The sequence below is a fragment of the Bacteroides mediterraneensis genome, assembly GCF_900128455.1.
GTDB lineage: Bacteria > Bacteroidota > Bacteroidia > Bacteroidales > Bacteroidaceae > Phocaeicola > Phocaeicola mediterraneensis.
On the sequence record NZ_LT635783.1, the window covers coordinates 156,869 to 175,518 of the forward strand.

Consider the following 18,650-nt stretch of genomic DNA (forward strand, 5'->3'; position numbering starts at 1 on the left):
ATGGAGAAGAAAGTATTAGTGACAGGTGCCAGTGGGTTTATTGGCAGTTTTCTGGTGGAAGGAGCCTTGGAACGAGGTTACCAGGTGTGGGCCGGTGTCCGAAAGACCAGTAGCCGGAAATATCTGCAAGATGTGCGGATTCATTTTGCGGTGCTGGACTTTACCGATTCCGACCGTCTGGCCGGACAGCTGGAGGAGCAGAAACGCTTGTATGGGAAATGGGATTACATCATTCATTGTGCCGGGGTGACCAAATGCCTAGACAAGGCCGATTTTGAAATTGGAAATTACTGGGCTACGCGGCATTTTATTGAGACGCTGAAGCGACTGGACATGCTTCCCGTGAACTTTATTTACATTAGTTCGTTAAGTATATTTGGACCGATACGTGAGAAAGATTACTCTTCCATCAGCGAGGAAGATACGCCACGCCCGAATACGGCGTATGGATTGAGCAAGCTTCATACGGAGGAATATCTGAAGTCCTTGTCAGGCTTTCCGTATGTGATTTTTCGTCCCACTGGCGTGTATGGGCCTCGGGAGCGCGATTATTTCCTGATGGCCAAGTCCGTAAAGCAGCATGTGGATTTTGCGGCAGGCTTCAAGCGGCAGGACATTACGTTTGTTTTTGTGAAAGATTTGGTGCAGGCCATTTATCTGGCCATTGAAAAAAACGTCACAGGCCGGGCCTATTTTGTGAGCGACGGAAAAGTGTACAGTAGCCATACGTTCTCCGATTTGATTCGGAAGGAGCTGGGCAATCCGTGGATGGTTCGTCTGGTGTGTCCGTTGTTTCTCTTGAAAGCCATCTCGTTTGTGGCGGAAAATATCGGACGGCTGGCCCGGAAGACCAGTACATTGAACTGTGACAAGTATCGCATCATGAAGCAGCGGAACTGGAGGTGTGACATTTCCCCGCTGGAAAAAGAGTTGGGCTATGTGCCCGAATATCCGTTGGAGAGAGGTGTAAAAGAAATAATTGCCTGGTATAAGAAAGAAGGATGGCTATAGAACTGAAGTTATTTGAACGAGTAGAAAGTGGGAAGGGACTGTTTGCGGTAGAAAGCATCAGCTTGATTTATAATGCCCTGACCTCTATTTTGATTTTGTTGCTCTATCCCCGGATGGACCATCCTGGGACCATGTTGCTGGAACGTCTGGGTATTGTAGTACTGACGTTCGTACTGATTCATTTGTATCAGGCATTTCCCTGCCGGTTGACCGCTTTTATCCGGATGGTGGTGCAGATGTCACTGCTGGCTTACTGGTATCCGGACACGTTTGAGTTCAACCGTCTGTTCCCGAACCTGGACTATCTGTTTGCTTCTGCCGAACAGACCATTTTCCATTGCCAGCCCTCCGTGGAATTCAGTAAGCTGTGCCCCTCGGTATGGTTCAGTGAGCCGTTCAATATGGGTTACTTCTTTTATTATCCCATGATGCTGATTGTGGTGGTGTATTACTTTTTGACCCGGTTTGAGTGGTTTGAGAAAATCTGTTTTGTGTTGGTCACCTCTTTCTTCATTTACTACCTGTTCTATATTCTGGTGCCGGTAGCAGGCCCGCAGTTTTATTTCCCGGCCATTGGAATGGACAAGGTGAATGCGTGTGACTTTACGCCTATCGGCGATTATTTCAACCACAATACGTTCTTGCTTCCGGGACCCGGATATGAGCATGGATTCTTCTATAATCTGGTGGAGGCCTCTCAGGAAGTGGGCGAACGCCCTACCGCCGCTTTCCCCAGCTCGCATGTGGGTATCTCTACCATTGTGATGATTATGGCCTGGCGTGTGAACCGGAAGCTGGCCTATATCCTTTTCCCGTTCTATGTGTTGCTGTGTTGTGCCACGGTCTACATTCAGGCGCACTACCTGATTGATTCCCTCGTGGGATTGATTACCGCGTTCTTCGTGTATCAGCTGGCTACGCTGATGTACAAGCGATGGTTCATTTCGCCTGTTTTCAAGCGCATTATGTATTAAGGAAAAAGTCGGTAAGGAGTCTTATTCCTTACCGAATGTATTTTCAATGTGATCCAGAATGGCATTTAAATCCTGGAGAGTCTCTGCACGCAGCATGGCGATGCGGGTATCCTTGAAGTTGGGAATCCCCTTGAACAGTGGGGAGGCAGCCAAGTGACGGCGCACGTGCAGAATTCCTCTGCGTTCATCCAGCAGGTTCACACTGTCGAGTACTTCCTGCCGTAAAACATCCATCCGCCATTTGAAAGAAAGGGGCGGAAGTTCTTCTCCGGTTTCCAGATAATGCTTTACTTCCTTGAAAATCCAAGGACGTCCGAAACTGGCCCGTCCAATCATGATGGCATCCACTCCGTAGCGCTCGAAACATTCTTTGGCACGTTGAGGGGTGGTGATGTCGCCGTTGCCGATGATAGGGATGTGCATTCTCGGATTCTTCTTGACTTCTCCGATAAGGGTCCAGTCCGCCTCGCCGGTGTACATCTGGGCACGGGTACGTCCGTGGATGGTCAGGGCCTCAATGCCGCAATCCTGCAACTGTTCCGCCAGTTCCACGATGATTTTATGTTCCGCGTCCCACCCCAGACGGGTTTTTACCGTAACCGGAATCTTGACGGCGTCGACCACGGCACGGGTGATTTCCAGCATCTTGGGCACGTTCTGCAACAGTCCTGAACCGGCTCCCTTGCCGGCCACCCGTTTCACCGGACATCCGAAGTTCAAGTCCAGAATATCAGGCTGTGCCTGTTCCACGATGCGGGCCGCTTCTACCATCGTATCGGTATCTTTCCCGTAAATCTGGATGGCCACCGGGCGTTCCTTCTCGCTGATGTTCAGCTTTAGCATTGTTTTTCCCACCGAACGGATCAACGCATCGCTCGACACGAACTCCGTGTACACCATGTCGGCACCGAACTGCTTGCACATCAGGCGGAAAGCAGGGTCGGTGACATCTTCCATCGGGGCCAGCAACACTGGCTTTTCTCCTAAATCTATATTCCTAATTTTCATTGGCTTGATATTGTCGCGCAAAGGTAGTGAAATTTTATTATATCCCGAAAAAACGCTACCTTTGCGCGGTAATATCATAATAGTGGACATGAGTTATACAATCAAAGACTTTGAAATCATGGCACCTGTTGGCTCGCGTGAGTCGTTGGCAGCTGCCCTTCATGCCGGAGCCGATTCCATCTATTTCGGCATTGAGAGTTTGAACATGCGTGCGCGCTCGGCGAGTACTTTTACTATAGAAGATTTGCGTGAAATCGCCAAAATGTGCGAGGAACACGGGGTGAAGAGCTACCTGACCATCAATACCATCATCTACGATGAGGACATTGAACTGATGCGTAAGATTGTGGATGCAGCCAAGGAAGCTGGCATCAGTGCCGTCATTGCAGCCGATGTAGCCGTGATGGCCTATTGCAATGAGGTGGGACAGGAGGTACATCTTTCAACCCAGCTGAACATCAGCAATGCGGAGGCGTTGAAGTTTTACTCCCGCTTTGCTGATGTGGTAGTGCTGGCCCGCGAGTTGAATCTCAAGCAGGTGCGCAAGATATATGATGCCATTCAGGAACAGCAGATCAAGGGCCCGATGGGTGAGCTGGTACGTATCGAAATGTTCTGCCACGGTGCCTTGTGCATGGCGGTTTCCGGAAAATGCTATCTGAGTCTGAACGAACAGAACGCATCGGCCAACCGGGGAGCTTGCATGCAGGTATGCCGCCGGGCCTATATCGTGAAAGACAAGGAAAGCGATATCGAACTGGAAGTGGACAACCAGTACATCATGTCACCGAAAGATTTGAAGACCATTCATTTCATGGACGAGATGATTGAAGCCGGTGTCCGGGTGTTCAAGATTGAAGGCCGTGCCCGTGGTCCTGAGTACGTGCGTACGGTGGTGGAATGTTACAAGGAGGCCATCCAGTCGTATCTCGACGGTACGTTCTCCGATGAGAAAGTGGCCGACTGGGATACACGCCTGAAAACGGTGTTCAACCGTGGTTTCTGGAACGGATACTATCTGGGACAACGTCTGGGCGAATGGAGCAAGAACTACGGTTCGGAGGCTACGGAACGCAAGGTATATGCCGGACGCGGCATCAAGTATTTCTCCAATATCGGGGTGGCTGAGTTCTTGATTGAGGCGGCTGAAATCAAGGTGGGCGACAAGCTCCTGATTACCGGTCCTACTACCGGCGCCATGTATGTCACACTGGAGGAGGCACGAGTAGACCTGAAGCCGGTGGATGTGGTGAAGAAAGGGGTACACGTATCGTTTAAGGTACCCGACCGTATCCGTCCCAGTGACCGTCTGTATCGTATGGTGCCGGCAGAAGAGCTGAAGGCAAAAAGAAAAGACTAAACTTTGTTTAGTTAGTGTGTAGACGGAAATCCTGCCCTCGTTTCTGAAACGTAGCGGCAGGATTTTTTGTGGATATAGGGATATGAACAGGCCGGTTCATTACTTGTTGAAATCATTTTGGATACTATCTGATTTCTCTTTTATAAGGATTGTATATCAGCAGATTACTGATATTCACAGCCTGTGAACAACGTGTGAATATCAAATAAGTTCCGTCCGGATGATTGTTTACTCTCGTAATTATTTTACTTTTGCACCACAAAATTTTAAATCCAAATCTAAGATGAAGAAGATATATGTAAAAGAGTGGATGTCGTTTCAGCCCTACGGACGGCAGGATGAAATAGATACATATTATGTGAAAGTGGCCAACCGTCTTGCTGATTTCTTGAAGACTGCGCTCGGCGAACGGTATTCGGAACACAGCCTTCATGGCATTGCCATTTACTTGACTCTCTGGTTTCAGGACCTCACCACACAGACCGGCGTCTGGGAAGCGTTTACCGGTGAATGTCGCAAGCGGTACGGCCATCCTGTGCCTTTCATGACGTCGGAAGAAGAAGAGGAATATTATCCGGGAGAAGTGAATCCGGAAGACATGCGGTTTCTGCTGTGGCATTATTTCCAGTCTTTGGAAAAACAGGCAGGCGGTGTGCTGAATCCCGAGAATCCGGTATTTGAGGATCTGGCTTATCAGCTCTACGATTATCTTTCGGACGAATATGAGGTGGCTCCGGAAAACACCCGCTTGCATGACATGCTGTATGGAGAGCCTTTTGGCGAAAATGATTACATGCGTTATCGCAGCCTTTTGGAGTGGTTTCATTTCTGCAGCTATGTAGGGTTCGAAAACCGGAGCGAGTACCAGCATGCGGTGGAGGCGGCCGTCCGTATGGGGAATGCAAACCCAAGTCTCCTGTCGTACGATGTGAAGCAGAACATTCTGTTCGAAGGAAGAAAGAACCTGCTTTCACTGACCTCCGTAGAATGGCTGGCGTTGGTAGGGAAGACTCACCCGGAAGCTGCCCAGTGGGCAGAAGTCAAAGTCGTCCCCCAAGGAATGTATCTTTATGAGGGTGAAGACGAGACTTCGTTGTTTGTGAAAGATTTGTCGGGAGAAGAAGAGGTACAGTTGTCTGTCCGTAAGGACTCTGTGAACATGGACTCTTTGAAAGGCCGGAAGGAAGGCATGACGGTATTGCAGAGCCGATGGGTACAATATGGGGGTACCTGGTGGCAGGACGGTACGCTGGTGGTGTCAGACTACGAGGAAAAGATGAAGGAAGAGTTAGTCCGGCAGGCTGCGAAACGTGAAGATATCCGGCAAACCTACGATGCCTTTATGAAAGCATCCGGCGGGAAGCAGTTTGTGTTCTGCCAGTCGGAGGAAGAAGTGCGGGATTTCCTTTTCCAGAAAATGGAGTACAAGGAAAAAGAAGGGATACAGATGCCGAAGATGGATGCACAGCACGGGCTGGTGCTGATGGTTTCTTCGCATACCGGTATCCATATCCAGATGCGTTTGTGCGAATGCATCTCTTCACCGGAGAACAAGTTTTATGATTCGAAGGAGGCACAGAAGAAGGCCATTTTGTTCCTCTTGAATCCGGAGGTGATTCCGTATGACTTGAGTTGTGCCCTGCAAGATGCCGGCATGTTGCCGGATGCCGGTCTGAACAGCCTGCAAGGCGAGAAGCAGGGGCGGGAACTGGTCAAGAAGCATGCCCGTTTCCTGACCGACTATTTCTTTGGGAAATGCAGGGAGAAGGATTGCTGATTACTCGATGATTCCTCCTCCCCATACGGTATCTCCCCGATAGAATGCCGCTGCCTGTCCGCTGGCAATGGAAGCCAGCGGCTCATGCAGCTGGATGTGCAGCCGTCCGTCTTCCAGCAGGGTGACAGTACACCGGTTGGCCTGTTTCCGGTAGCGTATCTTGACGATGACGTCATCGTGTCCAAGTAGGGCTTCGGGATGAATCAGGTTCCAGTGCGTGAGAAACATCTCATTTTTCTCCAGTGCCTGCAGACGGTCACTGAGGATGACCTTATTTTCCGTGGGGATAATATCTTTTACAAAGAGCGCTTTGTTCAGGTGAATGCCCAGCCCCCTCCGTTGTCCGATGGTGTAGAAGGGATATCCCTCGTGTTTTCCGAGGCAATGCCCCTGTTCGTCATAAAAAATTCCGGGTACAATTTCTCCTTCCGGTACATGAGCATTCAGGAAGCTGCGGTAATCCATCGGGCAGAAGCACACACCCAGGCTGTCGCGCTTGGTAGCCGCTTTCAGGAATCCGCGTGCGGCGGCTATCTCACGCACACGGGTTTTGGTCAGTCCGCCCATGGGCAGACACATCCGTTCCAGTATGGATTGGGGAAGCCCCCACAAGAAAAAAGACTGGTCCTTGTCGGTATCTTTCCCGCAGGTGATGTGCCAGTAGCCGTCGGTGTACCGTTTGTTGACATAATGTCCTGTGGCCAGATGATAAATGCCTCGTTCGTCGGCCACCTGCGCCAGCAACGGCCATTTCAGGTAGTTGTTGCATAAGGTACAAGGCACCGGGGTACGTCCGGCCATGTATTCCTGAATGAAATACCGGATGATTTTCTCCTGAAACACGGTGCGGGCATCGTACACCAGATGAGGAATGCCCAGTGAGCGGCACAGTTCCCGTGCATCGTCCAGGTATTCCGTACTACCGTCTTTCTCATAAAAACGAAAAGTGATGCCGGTCACTTCATATCCGGCGTCCTGCAAGAGCAACGCTGCCACCGAACTGTCGGTACCGCCGCTCATACCCAATAATACTTTCTTGTTTTTTTCCATTAGGCGACAAAGTTACGTTTTTCTTTGGTTGGCAGGCCCGTTTGCCCGGTGATTCTGTAAAAGAAGACGGTGGGTTGGGGTATGGACATAAAAAAAGGAGTTCCGCTGAACTCCAACCTTTTGTTAACCTTAAATCTAATACTATGAAAAACACATTGTAAAGGTAAGGCTTTTGGAGAAATCTGCAAGCAGAAAATGTGTTTTATAACATGTATTAAGAAATACCCTTTTTTATTCAAGGCTTTTATACAATGGGGTTGGTAAATACATGTTTTTTTGCAAGAGGCACGAGCGAATGGTCTTCGCCGGCCAGCGAGAAGGGGGTGGCGAAATGTCGTGATGAGGTTTGAATCATGCGGCGGGTAAAATAGCGTTTTTCCCCTTGCAATAAATGTACTGTGTTTCAACAATTTCTCTGTACCACAGTGTGGGATACAAAAACCACACTGTGAAATACATATTCCACAGTGTGAAATATGAATTCCACACTGCGAAACAGAGAATTTGCAGGGAGGACGGAAAGAAGGGGCGGGTATGGTTTGATGTATGGATAAGGCCGACAGGCAGGATTCAAATGGTTTTCGATGGGATAAAACGTTTTTTTATGCTTCCTTTGTATGGACTTTCTGGCAGATTTATTAGATTTGTTTACTTTTAACTACTTGGCAACAATCATAGTATGAAAAAATCATTTTGGGTGTTAGTGGGGTTGGTCAGTCTGACGTGGGGATGTGCGTCTCCAGTTGTTTCTACGGAAGAAGATTTGACACAATATGTGAACCCTTTCATTGGGACTGATTTTACCGGGAATACGTATCCAGGGGCACAGGTGCCGTTCGGCATGGTACAGTTGAGTCCGGACAACGGTTTGCCGGGGTGGGACCGGATTGCGGGGTATTATTATCCGGACAGCACGATTGCCGGATTCAGCCATACCCACCTTTCGGGCACCGGAGCTGGCGATTTGTATGACATTTCTTTTATGCCTGTCACCTTGCCCTGTGTGGAGGCGGAGCCTCCTTTGGGTGTACATTCCAAGTTCTCACACGAGAAAGAGCGTGCGTCGGTCGGGTATTATCAGGTCTTTCTGGAAGATTACGGAATCAATGTGGAACTGACGGCCACGGAGCGTTGCGGCATCCAGCGTTACACGTTCCCGGAAGCCCAGTCGGCCATTATCTTGAATCTGAAAAAAGCGATGAACTGGGACGCCACACAGGACAGTTATGTGGAGGTGGTGGATTCTGTGACGATTCGGGGTTACCGTTTTTCCGACGGGTGGGCCCGAAACCAGAAGGTCTTTTTCCAGACTCGTTTCTCAGTACCTTTTGAGAAGGTACAGCTGGATACCACACCCCTCCTGCACGATGACCAGACGAGGGGAACAGCCTACGTGGCCCGTTTTGATTTTTCCACACGGAAAGGTGAGCAGGTGGTGGTGACCACGGCCCTTTCGGGTGTCAGCATGGAGGGGGCTGCGAAGAACCTGCAGGCGGAGGCGCCGGAGAATGATTTCGAGAAATACCGGTTGCAAGCCCGGGAGAAATGGAACAGGGAACTGGCGAAAATCCGGGTGCAGTCGGACGATAAAAAGGATAAGACCATTTTCTATACGGCACTTTATCACAGCATGCTGGCGCCTACCATTTATTCGGATGTGGACGGGCAATATTACGGCCCGGACGGCCAGGTGCATCAGGCTGTCGGCTGGACCAATTACAGCACGTTTTCGTTGTGGGACACGTTTCGGGCATCGCATCCGCTGTTCACTTATACCCAGCCGGAACGAACCAATGACATGATTAAGTCATTTTTGGCATTCTATGAACAGAACGGGCGTCTGCCGGTGTGGAACTTCTATGGAAGCGAGACCGACATGATGATTGGTTATCATGCGGTGCCGGTCATTGTGGATGCTTACCTGAAAGGTATCGGCGATTTTGATGCGGAAAAGGCCTTGGAGGCTTGTGTGCATACGGCCAATCTGGATGAATACCGGGGCATCGGCCTTTACAAGAAGCTGGGGTATGTGCCTTATAATGTGACGGATAAATACAATTCGGACGACTGGTCGTTGTCGCGGACGCTGGAATATGCGTTCGATGATTTCTGCATCGCGGAGATGGCGGCCAGGATGGGACGCAAGGACGTGGCCGATACGTTCTATGCCCGTTCGCAGAATTATCGGAACTTGTATAATCCGGCCACTTCGTTCATGCAGCCGAAAGATGACAAGGGGAATTTTATCCCGGATTTCCATGCGGAAGAATATAGCCCGCATATCTGCGAAAGCAATGCCTGGCATTATTTCTGGTCTGTGCAGCACGACATCGACGGACTCATCGCACTGGTGGGTGGAAAAGCACGCTTTGCCGAGAAACTGGACAGCATGTTCACCTTCCATCCGACGGAGGGGGAAGACCTGCCTATTTTCAGCACGGGTATGATTGGGCAGTATGCGCATGGCAACGAGCCGAGCCATCATGTGGCTTATCTGTTCAACAAGGTGGACCAACCCTGGAAAACGCAGCAATATGTGTCGCAGATTATGGAGGAACTCTACCTCGATACTCCGGCAGGGCTATGCGGGAACGAGGACTGCGGACAGATGTCGGCATGGTACGTGTGCAGTGCCATGGGATTTTATCCGGTGAATCCGGTATCCGGTCGGTATGAGATAGGCAAACCGAAATTCAAGAAAATGGAGTTAAGGCTTTCGAATGGGAAAACCTTTACCGTGCAGGCGAAGAACCTGAGTAAGGAAAACCGGTATATCCGTGCGGTCAAACTGGACGGAAAGCCTTACCATCAGCACTTCATCACGCACGAGCAGATTATGTCGGGGGCTACGCTGGAACTGGAAATGTGCAAGGAACCCGGTCATCTTTGGTATTAATGGAAAATAGTAGATTTGGAATTTAGCATGAAGAAATTAGTTTTGTGCATGATGGTACTGTGCATAGCCCTTTTCTGCAAGGCTACGAACTATGCCGGTTATGTGAATCCATTGATGGGTACACAATCCACTTACGAGTTTTCTGCCGGAAACACTTACCCGGCCATTGCCCGCCCGTGGGGAATGAATTTCTGGACTCCGCAAACCGGAAAAATGGGAGATGGATGGCAGTACATGTACACGGCCACCAGAATCCGAGGTTTCAAACAGACCCACCAGCCCAGTCCGTGGATTAATGACTACGGCCAGTTTTCCATTATGCCGGTGGTCGGAAAGCCGGTGTTCGAGGAGGAGCAGCGTGCCAGTTGGTTCTCGCACAAGGGGGAGGAAGCCAGACCGTATTATTATAAGGTCTATCTGGCCGAACATGATGTGCTCACGGAGCTGGTGCCCACGGAACGGGCTGCGATGTTCCGCTTCACTTTCCCTGAAAATGTACATTCTTATGTGGTGATTGATGCGTTTGATCAGGGCTCATACGTAAAGATTGAGGCAGCGGAAAACCGTATCATCGGGTATTCCACCAAAAACAGTGGGGGAGTACCGGCAAATTTCAAGAATTATTTTGTCATCGAATTTGACAAGCCTTTTACGTACACGGCTACAGTGGCTGATAGCTGCATTTCGGCAGATAAAACGGAACAGAAGGCAGACCATGCGGGGGCCATTATCGGTTTTTCTACCCGGAAAGGGGAGAAGGTACATGCACGGGTGGCTTCTTCGTTTATCAGTGTGGAACAGGCCTTGGAAAACCTGAAGGAACTGGGCGATGACAGTCTGGAGGTGCTGGCAGAAAAAGGAAAGTCGGCCTGGAATGAGGTGCTGGGCAGAATCGAAGTGGATGGCGGAAATCTGGACCAGTATCGCACGTTCTATTCCTGCCTGTATCGTTCGTTGCTGTTCCCCCGCAAGTTCTATGAGATAGATGCCCGCGGACAAGTGGTACACTACAGTCCCTACAACGGGCAGGTGCTGCCGGGGTATATGTATACGGATACCGGTTTCTGGGATACGTTTCGCTGTCTGTTTCCGTTGCTGAACTTGGTTTACCCTTCTGTGAACAAGGAAATACAGGAAGGTTTGATAAATACTTATAAGGAAAGCGGTTTCTTTCCGGAATGGGCCAGTCCCGGGCACCGCGGTTGCATGGTAGGCAATAATTCGGCTTCGGTGCTGGTTGATGCGTATATGAAAGGAGTCCGGGTGGACGACCTGCAGACCTTGTACGAGGGATTGGTGCATGGTACGAAAAATGTACATCCGGAAATCTCTTCTACCGGACGGCTGGGATATGAATATTACAACCAGTTGGGCTATGTGCCTTGTGATGTACACATCCATGAGAATGCGGCCCGTACGTTGGAATATGCCTACGACGACTGGTGCATCTACCGGCTGGCTAAAGAACTGAAACGTCCGAAAGCAGAAATCAACCTGTTTGCCCGGCGAGCCTTGAACTATAGGAACCTGTTTGATCCGGCAACCAGGCTGATGCGGGGAAAGAAGAAGGACGGCACGTTCATGCTGCCTTTCTCTCCGCTCAAATGGGGGGATGCCTTTACCGAAGGAAACAGCTGGCACTACACTTGGTCGGTGTTTCACGACCCCCAGGGACTGATTGACCTGATGGGGGGAGACAAGGTGTTTGGGGCAATGCTGGATTCCGTGTTCTCAGTACCACCCGTCTTTGACGACAGTTATTACGGTTTTGTCATCCACGAGATTCGGGAAATGACCGTGATGAACATGGGAAATTACGCCCATGGCAACCAGCCTATCCAGCACATGATTTACCTGTACAATTATGCCAAGCAGCCCTGGAAGGCCCAGTATTGGTTGCGGCAGGTGATGAATCGGATGTACTCGCCTACGCCGGACGGGTATTGCGGCGACGAGGACAACGGCCAGACCTCGGCCTGGTATGTGTTTACCGCACTGGGGTTTTATCCCGTTTGCCCGGGAAGCAACCAGTATGTGACAGGGGCTCCTCTGTTTAAAAAGGCAGTCCTTCACTTGGAAAACGGAAAGGACGTGAAGATAGAGGCCCCGTTGAACAGTGAGGAGAATCTGTATATTAAAGACCTGAAAATGAACGGAAAGACCTATACTCATAATTATTTTTCTCATAAAGATTTGAAGAATGGTGCTGAAATACAAATAGAAATGAGTAACTTGCCGAACGAAAAAAGAGGAATCGCGTGGGAAGATGCCCCTTATTCTTTTTCGAGAGAAGGAATTTATGACCTTGAATTATATTAAATTTAAAACCATGGATAAAAAATCATTATTGTTTGTTCCGGTCTTGTCTTTGTGTCTGGTTTCCTGTGGAAATAAGCAGGAAAAGCTGGAAATGGAAGACTTGACGCAGTTTGTAGACCCTCGTATCGGTACCGGTGGACACGGACATGTGTTTTTCGGGGCCAATGTGCCCTATGGCTTTGTACAGCTGGGGCCGACCAGCATCCCTCAGTCGTGGGACTGGGTGTCGGGTTATCATGAATCGGACTCTACGGTCATCGGTTTCCCTCATACGCACCTGAGCGGTACGGGTATCGGCGATTTGCACGATATTAACGTGATGCCGGTGGTGGGTGAAGTGACTTATGCACGCGGCGACACCACGTCGTATGAAACAGGACTTTGGTCGTATTCCGACCGTTCGAAAGAAGTGGTCACCCCGGGTTACTATCGTACGCATCTGTCAAGATACAATGTGGATGTGGAACTGACGGCCACCAAGCGGGTGGGGTTCCATAAATATACTTTCCCCGAAAAGGAGAGTCCAGCCATCGTGTTTGATATGGTGAACGGAGGTTGCTGGGACAAGACCACGGATGCAGTCATCCGGGTGGTCAACGACAGCACACTGAGCGGTTACCGCTATTCCAAGGGATGGGCCGACGACCAGCGCATTTTCTTCCGTGCTGAATTCTCGCGGAAGTTTGACAGTGTAGCTTTCATCGTCAATGATTCAGTCAAGGAAGGCAATATGGGTCAGGGAGCACAGCTGTTTGCCCGGGTAAATTTCCCGGCTGGAAATCCGGCGCCGATTTACATGAAGGTAGCTCTTTCGCCTACCTCTGAAGAAGGAGCCCAGCTGAACATGCAGACAGAGCTTAGTGGTTGGGATTTTGAGCAGACGGTGGCCGATGCCAAAGCTACCTGGAACAAGGAGCTGAACAAGGTGAAGGTGTCTACCCAAGATGCAGTATCCAAGAAAATTTTCTACACCAGCCTGTATCACACCCTGTTTGCTCCCTCAGAATTTTGTGACGTGAACGGCGATTATTATGGGGCCGACAAGCAAATACACCACGGAAAGGGTTTCAAGAATTACACCACTTTCTCTCTTTGGGATACCTACCGGGCAGCACAGCCTTTGATGACCATCCTCCAGCCGGAACGGATGAGCGACATCATCAACACGATGCTGCATATTTATGAACAGCAGGGCAAGTTGCCGGTATGGCATCTGATGGGTTGCGAAACCAACTGTATGGTGGGCAATCCGGGAGTGCCGGTAGTGGCAGATGCCATTCTGAAGGACATCAAGGGATTCAATTCGGAACTGGCGTTCAAGGCGTTGAAAGAATCGTCCATGCTGCCGGAACGTGGTATGGAATATCGGATTCAGTACGGATTCATTCCGGCCGACAAGATGACGGAAGCCATTGCTTACGATATGGAATATGCCATTGCCGACTGGGCGGTGGCGCAGGCCGCCCGCCGTTTGGGCAAGCAGGAGGATTACGCCTATTTCCTGGAGCGCAGCAAATCGTATAAGCATTATTTTGATGCTTCTACCGGCTTCATGAGAGGCAAGCTGAGCGATGGTTCCTGGCGTACGCCTTTCAGTCCGTATGCCTCGGCGCACAGAGACGATGACTACTGTGAAGGAAATGCCTGGCAGTACACTTGGCTGGTGCCGCAGGATGTAGAGGGACTGGTGGAGTGCTTTGGCAGTAAGGAGGCTTTTGTTCATAAACTGGATTCTCTGTTCCTTGCTGAGGGTGACATGGGAGAAGCGTCGTCACCGGATATCAGCGGTCTGATTGGGCAGTATGCGCATGGCAATGAACCGAGTCACCACATCACCTATTTATATACTTTGGTGGGCCAGCCTTGGAAGACCGCCGAGCGGGTGAAAGAAATCTTGCATACCATGTACACCGACCAGCCGGACGGATTGTCGGGTAACGAAGACGTGGGCCAGATGTCGGCCTGGTATGTGCTTTCTTCCTTCGGTTTCTATCAGGTGGAACCTGCCGGTGGTAAGTTTGTCTTTGGCTATCCGAACTTCGAGAAAGTTGAAATTGCGGTACCGGCAGGCAAGTTTGTCATCAAGCGCAATGACCAGGGCCAGCAGAACAATTACATACAGGGTGTGCTGCTGAACGGAAAAGAGTATAAAAAAGCCTGGATAGAATATGCCGATATCATGAAGGGAGGTGAACTGACCTTCCTGATGGGCGATAAGCCGGTGGTATGGTATTGATTGCCAAAAGGTAATAGATAGCGGATGTCCGTCATTGAATTGATTTCGGTGGCGGACATTTTTCTTGTAAAGCACATTCCTTTATAAGAAAATAAAATTTATGAGGAATTTTGGGTTGAATATGAAATATTCTTCCTAACTTGCGCTCTGAAATTTATTAACCTTAAAAAGGACAGATGAAAAAGAACCTCACTCTTGCAATGAAGACTTTTTGCTGTACGCTGACGGGAGCGCTGACCATCAGTGGAGTGCCCCAACAGGTATATGCAGAAAATGCATCTTTACCTTATTGGAAAGATATTCAAACCGTATCTGTAAACCGCGAAGCGCCTAGATCGGCTTTTATGACGTATGCCGACAAGACACAGGCTTTGACCGGAAAGTATGAAAACAGCCCTTATTATGAGCTTTTGAACGGCACGTGGAAATTTTATTATACGGATTCTTACCTGAACCTTCCGGCCGATATCACTTCGCCGGAGACCAGTACCGACGGATGGCATGACATCAAGGTGCCGGGCAACTGGGAAGTGCAGGGCTTCGGTACAGCCATTTATACCAACCATGGTTATGAGTTCCAGCCGCGCAATCCCCAGCCTCCGCTGTTGCCGGAAAAAAATCCGGTAGGTGTGTATCGCCGTGACATTACGGTACCTTCGGAATGGAAAGGACGCGATATTTACCTGCACATTGCCGGAGCCAAATCGGGCTGTTATGTATACTTGAACGGCAAAGAGGTGGGCTATAACGAGGATTCCAAGAATCCGGCAGAATATTTAATCAACGATTACCTGAAGGAAGGTAACAACGTGCTGACCTTAAAGATTTTCCGCTGGAGTACAGGGTCTTATCTGGAATGTCAGGACTTTTGGCGTATCAGCGGTATCGAACGCGATGTGTTCCTTTATTCGCAACCGAAGGCTTCGGTACAGGATTTCCGCATCACTTCTACTTTGGATGATTCTTATACCAACGGTATTTTCCGTCTGGACATGGAACTAAAGAACCACCGTACACAGACAGCGGGACTGAGTGTAAGCTATGAATTGCTGGACAGCAAGGGAAAGGTGGTAGCCAGTGCCGAGCAGGCTTCTGAAGTGTTGCCGGGAAAAGAGGGGACGGTGTCTTTCAGCAAGGAACTGCCGGATGTACAGACGTGGACTTCGGAAGCTCCGAACCTGTACAAACTGCTGATGACGGTGAAGGAAAACGGCAAAGTGACCGAGGTTATTCCGTATCACGTAGGTTTCCGCCGTATCGAAATCAAGGAAATTGACCAGAAGGCAGCTAATGGCAAGAACTATCACGTGTTGTTCATCAACGGACAGCCGTTGAAACTGAAAGGAGTGAACATGCACGAACACAACCCGCTGACAGGTCATTACGTGAGCGAAGAACTGATGCGCAAGGACTTGGAGCTGATGAAGCGCAACAATATCAACACGGTACGTCTGTGCCATTATCCGCAAGACCGCCGTTTCTATGAACTGTGCGATGAATACGGTCTGTACATTTACGATGAGGCTAACATCGAGAGCCACGGTATGTATTACAGCTTGAGCAAGGGCGGTACGTTGGGAAATAATCCGGAATGGCTGAAGCCGCATTTGTATCGTGTGGAAAACATGTTTGAACGTAACAAGAACTATCCTTCTGTGACGTTCTGGTCATTGGGTAACGAGGCTGGTAACGGGTACAACTTCTATGAGGCGTACTTGTGGGTGAAACAGGCCGACAAGGGACTGATGGACCGTCCGGTGAATTACGAGCGTGCGCAGTGGGAATGGAACTCAGATATGTACGTACCCCAATATCCTAGTGCGGCATGGCTGGAAAGCATCGGCCGTCAGGGTAGTGACCGTCCGGTGGCACCCTCGGAATACGCCCACGCTATGGGTAACTCTACCGGAGGCTTGTGGGACCAGTGGAAGGCCATCTACAAATATCCGAACCTGCAGGGAGGTTATATCTGGGACTGGGTAGACCAGGGTATTTTGGTAAAGGATGAGAACGGAAGAGACTATTGGGCTTACGGAGGTGACTTTGGTACCAACATGCCGAGTGACGGTAACTTCTGCTGCAACGGTATCGTGAATCCAGACCGTAATCCTCATCCGGCGATGAGTGAAGTGAAATATGCGCATCAGAATGTGGCTTTCGAAGCTACCGACCTGGCGAACGGAAAATTCAATGTGCTTAACCGTTTCTATTTCACCAACCTGAAGAAATACCAGATTGCGTATGAGGTGAAAGAAAACAACAAGGTAGTACGCCGTGGAAAAGTGTCGCTGGACGTGGCTCCTCAGGCCAAGAAAGAATTGGCGGTAAACGTCGGAGGATTGAAGGCCAAGGCAGGTACAGAATATTTCGTGAACTTCTCGGTGACGACACTGGAACCGGAACCGCTGATTCCGGTCGGTTATGAAATTGCGCATGAACAGTTCCGTCTGCCGGTAGAGGCACTCGACCGTTCGTTCACGGTACAAGGTCCGGCTTTGCAGTGCAGTGAAAACGGTAACCTGCTGACGGTACAGTCGTCACGCGTATCGTTTGTGTTCGACAAATCAACCGGGCTGGTGACTTCCTATAAAGTAAAAGGTACTGAATATTTCCACGACGGATTCGGTTTGCAGCCTAACTTCTGGCGTGGACCGAACGACAACGACTACGGAAGCCAGATGCCGAAACGTCTGCAAATCTGGAAACAGTCGAGCAAGAACTTCAACGTCGTGGATGCCTCACTCGCCTTGGACGGAAAAGATGCCGTATTGAAGGTGAGCTACCTGCTGGCTGCGGGCAATCTCTACATTGCGACATACCGCATCCATCCGTCGGGAGTGGTGAAGGCTGATTACACCTTTACATCTACCGAAATGCAGGCCGCTCAGACTGAGGCTTCGGAAGCGACCCTGATGGCTACCTTTACACCCGGCAACGAAGCACGTCGCAAGGAAAGTTCCAAACTGGTGGTACCGCGCATCGGAGTACGTTTCCGTTTGCCGGCCGACATGGAGCAGGTGACTTATTTCGGACGTGGACCGGAAGAAAACTACTGTGACCGAAACAACGGTACGTTGGTAGGTGAATACCGGAGCACGGCGGAACAGATGTATTATCCGTATGTACGTCCGCAAGAGAACGGACATCACACCGATACCCGCTGGCTGACCTTAAAGCAGAAAAACGGCAAGGGACTGGCTGTGTATGCCGACGGAACGATGGAATTCAACTCTCTCCGTAACTCCGTGGAAGATTTCGACGGTGAAGAAGCGACAAGCCGCGACTACCAGTGGAACAACCGGGATGCGGAAGAGCTGAAACACGATATCCGTACGGCGAAAGACATTAAGCCGCGTCAGACTCACATCAACGACATTACTCCGCGTGATTTTGTGGAAGTCTGCCTGGATATGCGCCAGATGGGTGTGGGCGGTTTCGACAGCTGGGGTTCTATTCCAGACCCGCAGTACCTGATTCCGGCCAACAAGGAATACCGTTGGGGATTCACCATCGTGCCGATGTAAAAATCGCTAGTCACGGAAACTGAAAATTCCGGGCTTGAGCAAGAGAATGCTCAGGCCCGGAATTTTTTTGTGTTCACGTATGGACATAAAAAAAGGAGTTCCGCTGAACTCCAACCTTTTGTTAACCTTAAATCTAATACTATGAAAAACACGTTGCAAAGGTAAGCACTTTCTGGAAATCTGCAAAGGAATAGGACCAAAAGATGTGTTTTATAACATAATTTGAAAAATCATGCTTATCTGAAAGATTTATTAAGAAAAAGTATGGGTGGAATTTGGAAAGCATTTTCACACAAAAGTTGCTTTATTTACATGATTTTGTAATATATTTTTCCGAACTTTGTTACAGAACAAATGGAGGACTTGGTATGGAACTTAGTTTGAAGGAGCGTCAGAGAGCCTTGAAGGTGACACTGACCATGGTACTGGTGGCATGTACTTGTTTATTGTATTTGGGATATAGGTTGTGCATGTATTATTAAAGCGAAAAAAAGG

At 49.6% G+C, this 18,650-nt stretch carries 10 protein-coding genes; 8 read left to right on the forward strand and 2 right to left on the reverse strand.

Features of this window, described 5'->3' with window-relative positions; translation table 11 throughout:
• Together BQ7480_RS00600 and BQ7480_RS00605 are read left to right on the forward strand one after the other, a co-directional pair.
• A complete protein-coding gene (locus BQ7480_RS00600) occupies positions 1-1,011 on the forward strand; it encodes an NAD-dependent epimerase/dehydratase family protein (RefSeq protein WP_072541293.1) in 1,011 nt (336 codons plus the stop codon).
• Positions 1,008-1,985: a phosphatase PAP2 family protein gene (locus BQ7480_RS00605; RefSeq protein WP_072543828.1), complete on the forward strand. Its 978-nt coding sequence runs from the start codon at positions 1,008-1,010 to the stop codon at positions 1,983-1,985. The genes BQ7480_RS00600 and BQ7480_RS00605 overlap by 4 nt, the downstream gene beginning before the upstream one ends.
• A 21-nt stretch (positions 1,986-2,006) precedes the next feature.
• Here the strand turns inward: BQ7480_RS00605 and dusB are convergent, their stop codons facing one another.
• Positions 2,007-2,993, reverse strand: coding sequence for a tRNA dihydrouridine synthase DusB (gene dusB / locus BQ7480_RS00610; RefSeq protein ID WP_072541294.1), 987 nt, complete (start codon positions 2,991-2,993; stop codon positions 2,007-2,009).
• Between the two features lie 88 nt (positions 2,994-3,081).
• Here dusB and BQ7480_RS00615 point away from each other — a divergent pair, with 88 nt between their 5' ends.
• Both BQ7480_RS00615 and BQ7480_RS00620 read left to right on the forward strand, forming a co-directional pair.
• Entirely contained in the window at positions 3,082-4,353 is a 1,272-nt protein-coding gene (locus BQ7480_RS00615; protein WP_072541295.1) for a peptidase U32 family protein, read from the forward strand.
• 283 nt (positions 4,354-4,636) lie between these two features.
• On the forward strand, positions 4,637-6,130 hold the full coding sequence (locus BQ7480_RS00620; protein ID WP_072541296.1) for a DUF3843 family protein: 1,494 nt from the start codon (positions 4,637-4,639) through the stop codon (positions 6,128-6,130).
• On the opposite strand, the gene mnmA is transcribed toward BQ7480_RS00620, so the two are convergent.
• Positions 6,131-7,180, reverse strand: coding sequence for a tRNA 2-thiouridine(34) synthase MnmA (mnmA, locus tag BQ7480_RS00625; protein WP_072541297.1), 1,050 nt, complete (start codon positions 7,178-7,180; stop codon positions 6,131-6,133).
• Between the two features lie 679 nt (positions 7,181-7,859).
• Between mnmA and BQ7480_RS00635 the strand changes: the two genes are divergently transcribed.
• From BQ7480_RS00635 to BQ7480_RS00650, 4 genes are all read left to right on the forward strand, one after another.
• Positions 7,860-10,076, forward strand: coding sequence for a GH92 family glycosyl hydrolase (locus BQ7480_RS00635; RefSeq protein ID WP_072541299.1), 2,217 nt, complete (start codon positions 7,860-7,862; stop codon positions 10,074-10,076).
• Positions 10,077-10,103: 27 nt separating this feature from the next.
• The gene (locus BQ7480_RS00640) at positions 10,104-12,395 is read left to right on the forward strand and encodes a GH92 family glycosyl hydrolase (RefSeq protein WP_072541300.1); all 2,292 of its coding nucleotides are present in this window, start codon (positions 10,104-10,106) and stop codon (positions 12,393-12,395) included.
• 10 nt (positions 12,396-12,405) lie between these two features.
• Positions 12,406-14,631, forward strand: coding sequence for a GH92 family glycosyl hydrolase (locus BQ7480_RS00645; RefSeq protein ID WP_072543829.1), 2,226 nt, complete (start codon positions 12,406-12,408; stop codon positions 14,629-14,631).
• Between the two features lie 200 nt (positions 14,632-14,831).
• Positions 14,832-18,155, forward strand: coding sequence for a glycoside hydrolase family 2 TIM barrel-domain containing protein (locus tag BQ7480_RS00650; protein WP_210436342.1), 3,324 nt, complete (start codon positions 14,832-14,834; stop codon positions 18,153-18,155).
• Positions 18,156-18,650 lie beyond the last annotated feature (495 nt).

Bases quoted from the DNA above. Each gene is read 5' to 3' on its own strand.
- BQ7480_RS00600 (WP_072541293.1), top strand. From the start codon at position 1: ATGGAGAAGAAAGTATTAGTGACAGGTGCCAGTGGGTTTATTGGCAGT.
- dusB (WP_072541294.1), bottom strand. From the start codon at position 2,993: ATGAAAATTAGGAATATAGATTTAGGAGAAAAGCCAGTGTTGCTGGCC.
- BQ7480_RS00615 (WP_072541295.1), top strand. From the start codon at position 3,082: ATGAGTTATACAATCAAAGACTTTGAAATCATGGCACCTGTTGGCTCG.
- BQ7480_RS00620 (WP_072541296.1), top strand. From the start codon at position 4,637: ATGAAGAAGATATATGTAAAAGAGTGGATGTCGTTTCAGCCCTACGGA.
- mnmA (WP_072541297.1), bottom strand. From the start codon at position 7,180: ATGGAAAAAAACAAGAAAGTATTATTGGGTATGAGCGGCGGTACCGAC.
- BQ7480_RS00635 (WP_072541299.1), top strand. From the start codon at position 7,860: ATGAAAAAATCATTTTGGGTGTTAGTGGGGTTGGTCAGTCTGACGTGG.
- BQ7480_RS00640 (WP_072541300.1), top strand. From the start codon at position 10,104: ATGAAGAAATTAGTTTTGTGCATGATGGTACTGTGCATAGCCCTTTTC.
- BQ7480_RS00645 (WP_072543829.1), top strand. From the start codon at position 12,406: ATGGATAAAAAATCATTATTGTTTGTTCCGGTCTTGTCTTTGTGTCTG.
- BQ7480_RS00650 (WP_210436342.1), top strand. From the start codon at position 14,832: ATGAAGACTTTTTGCTGTACGCTGACGGGAGCGCTGACCATCAGTGGA.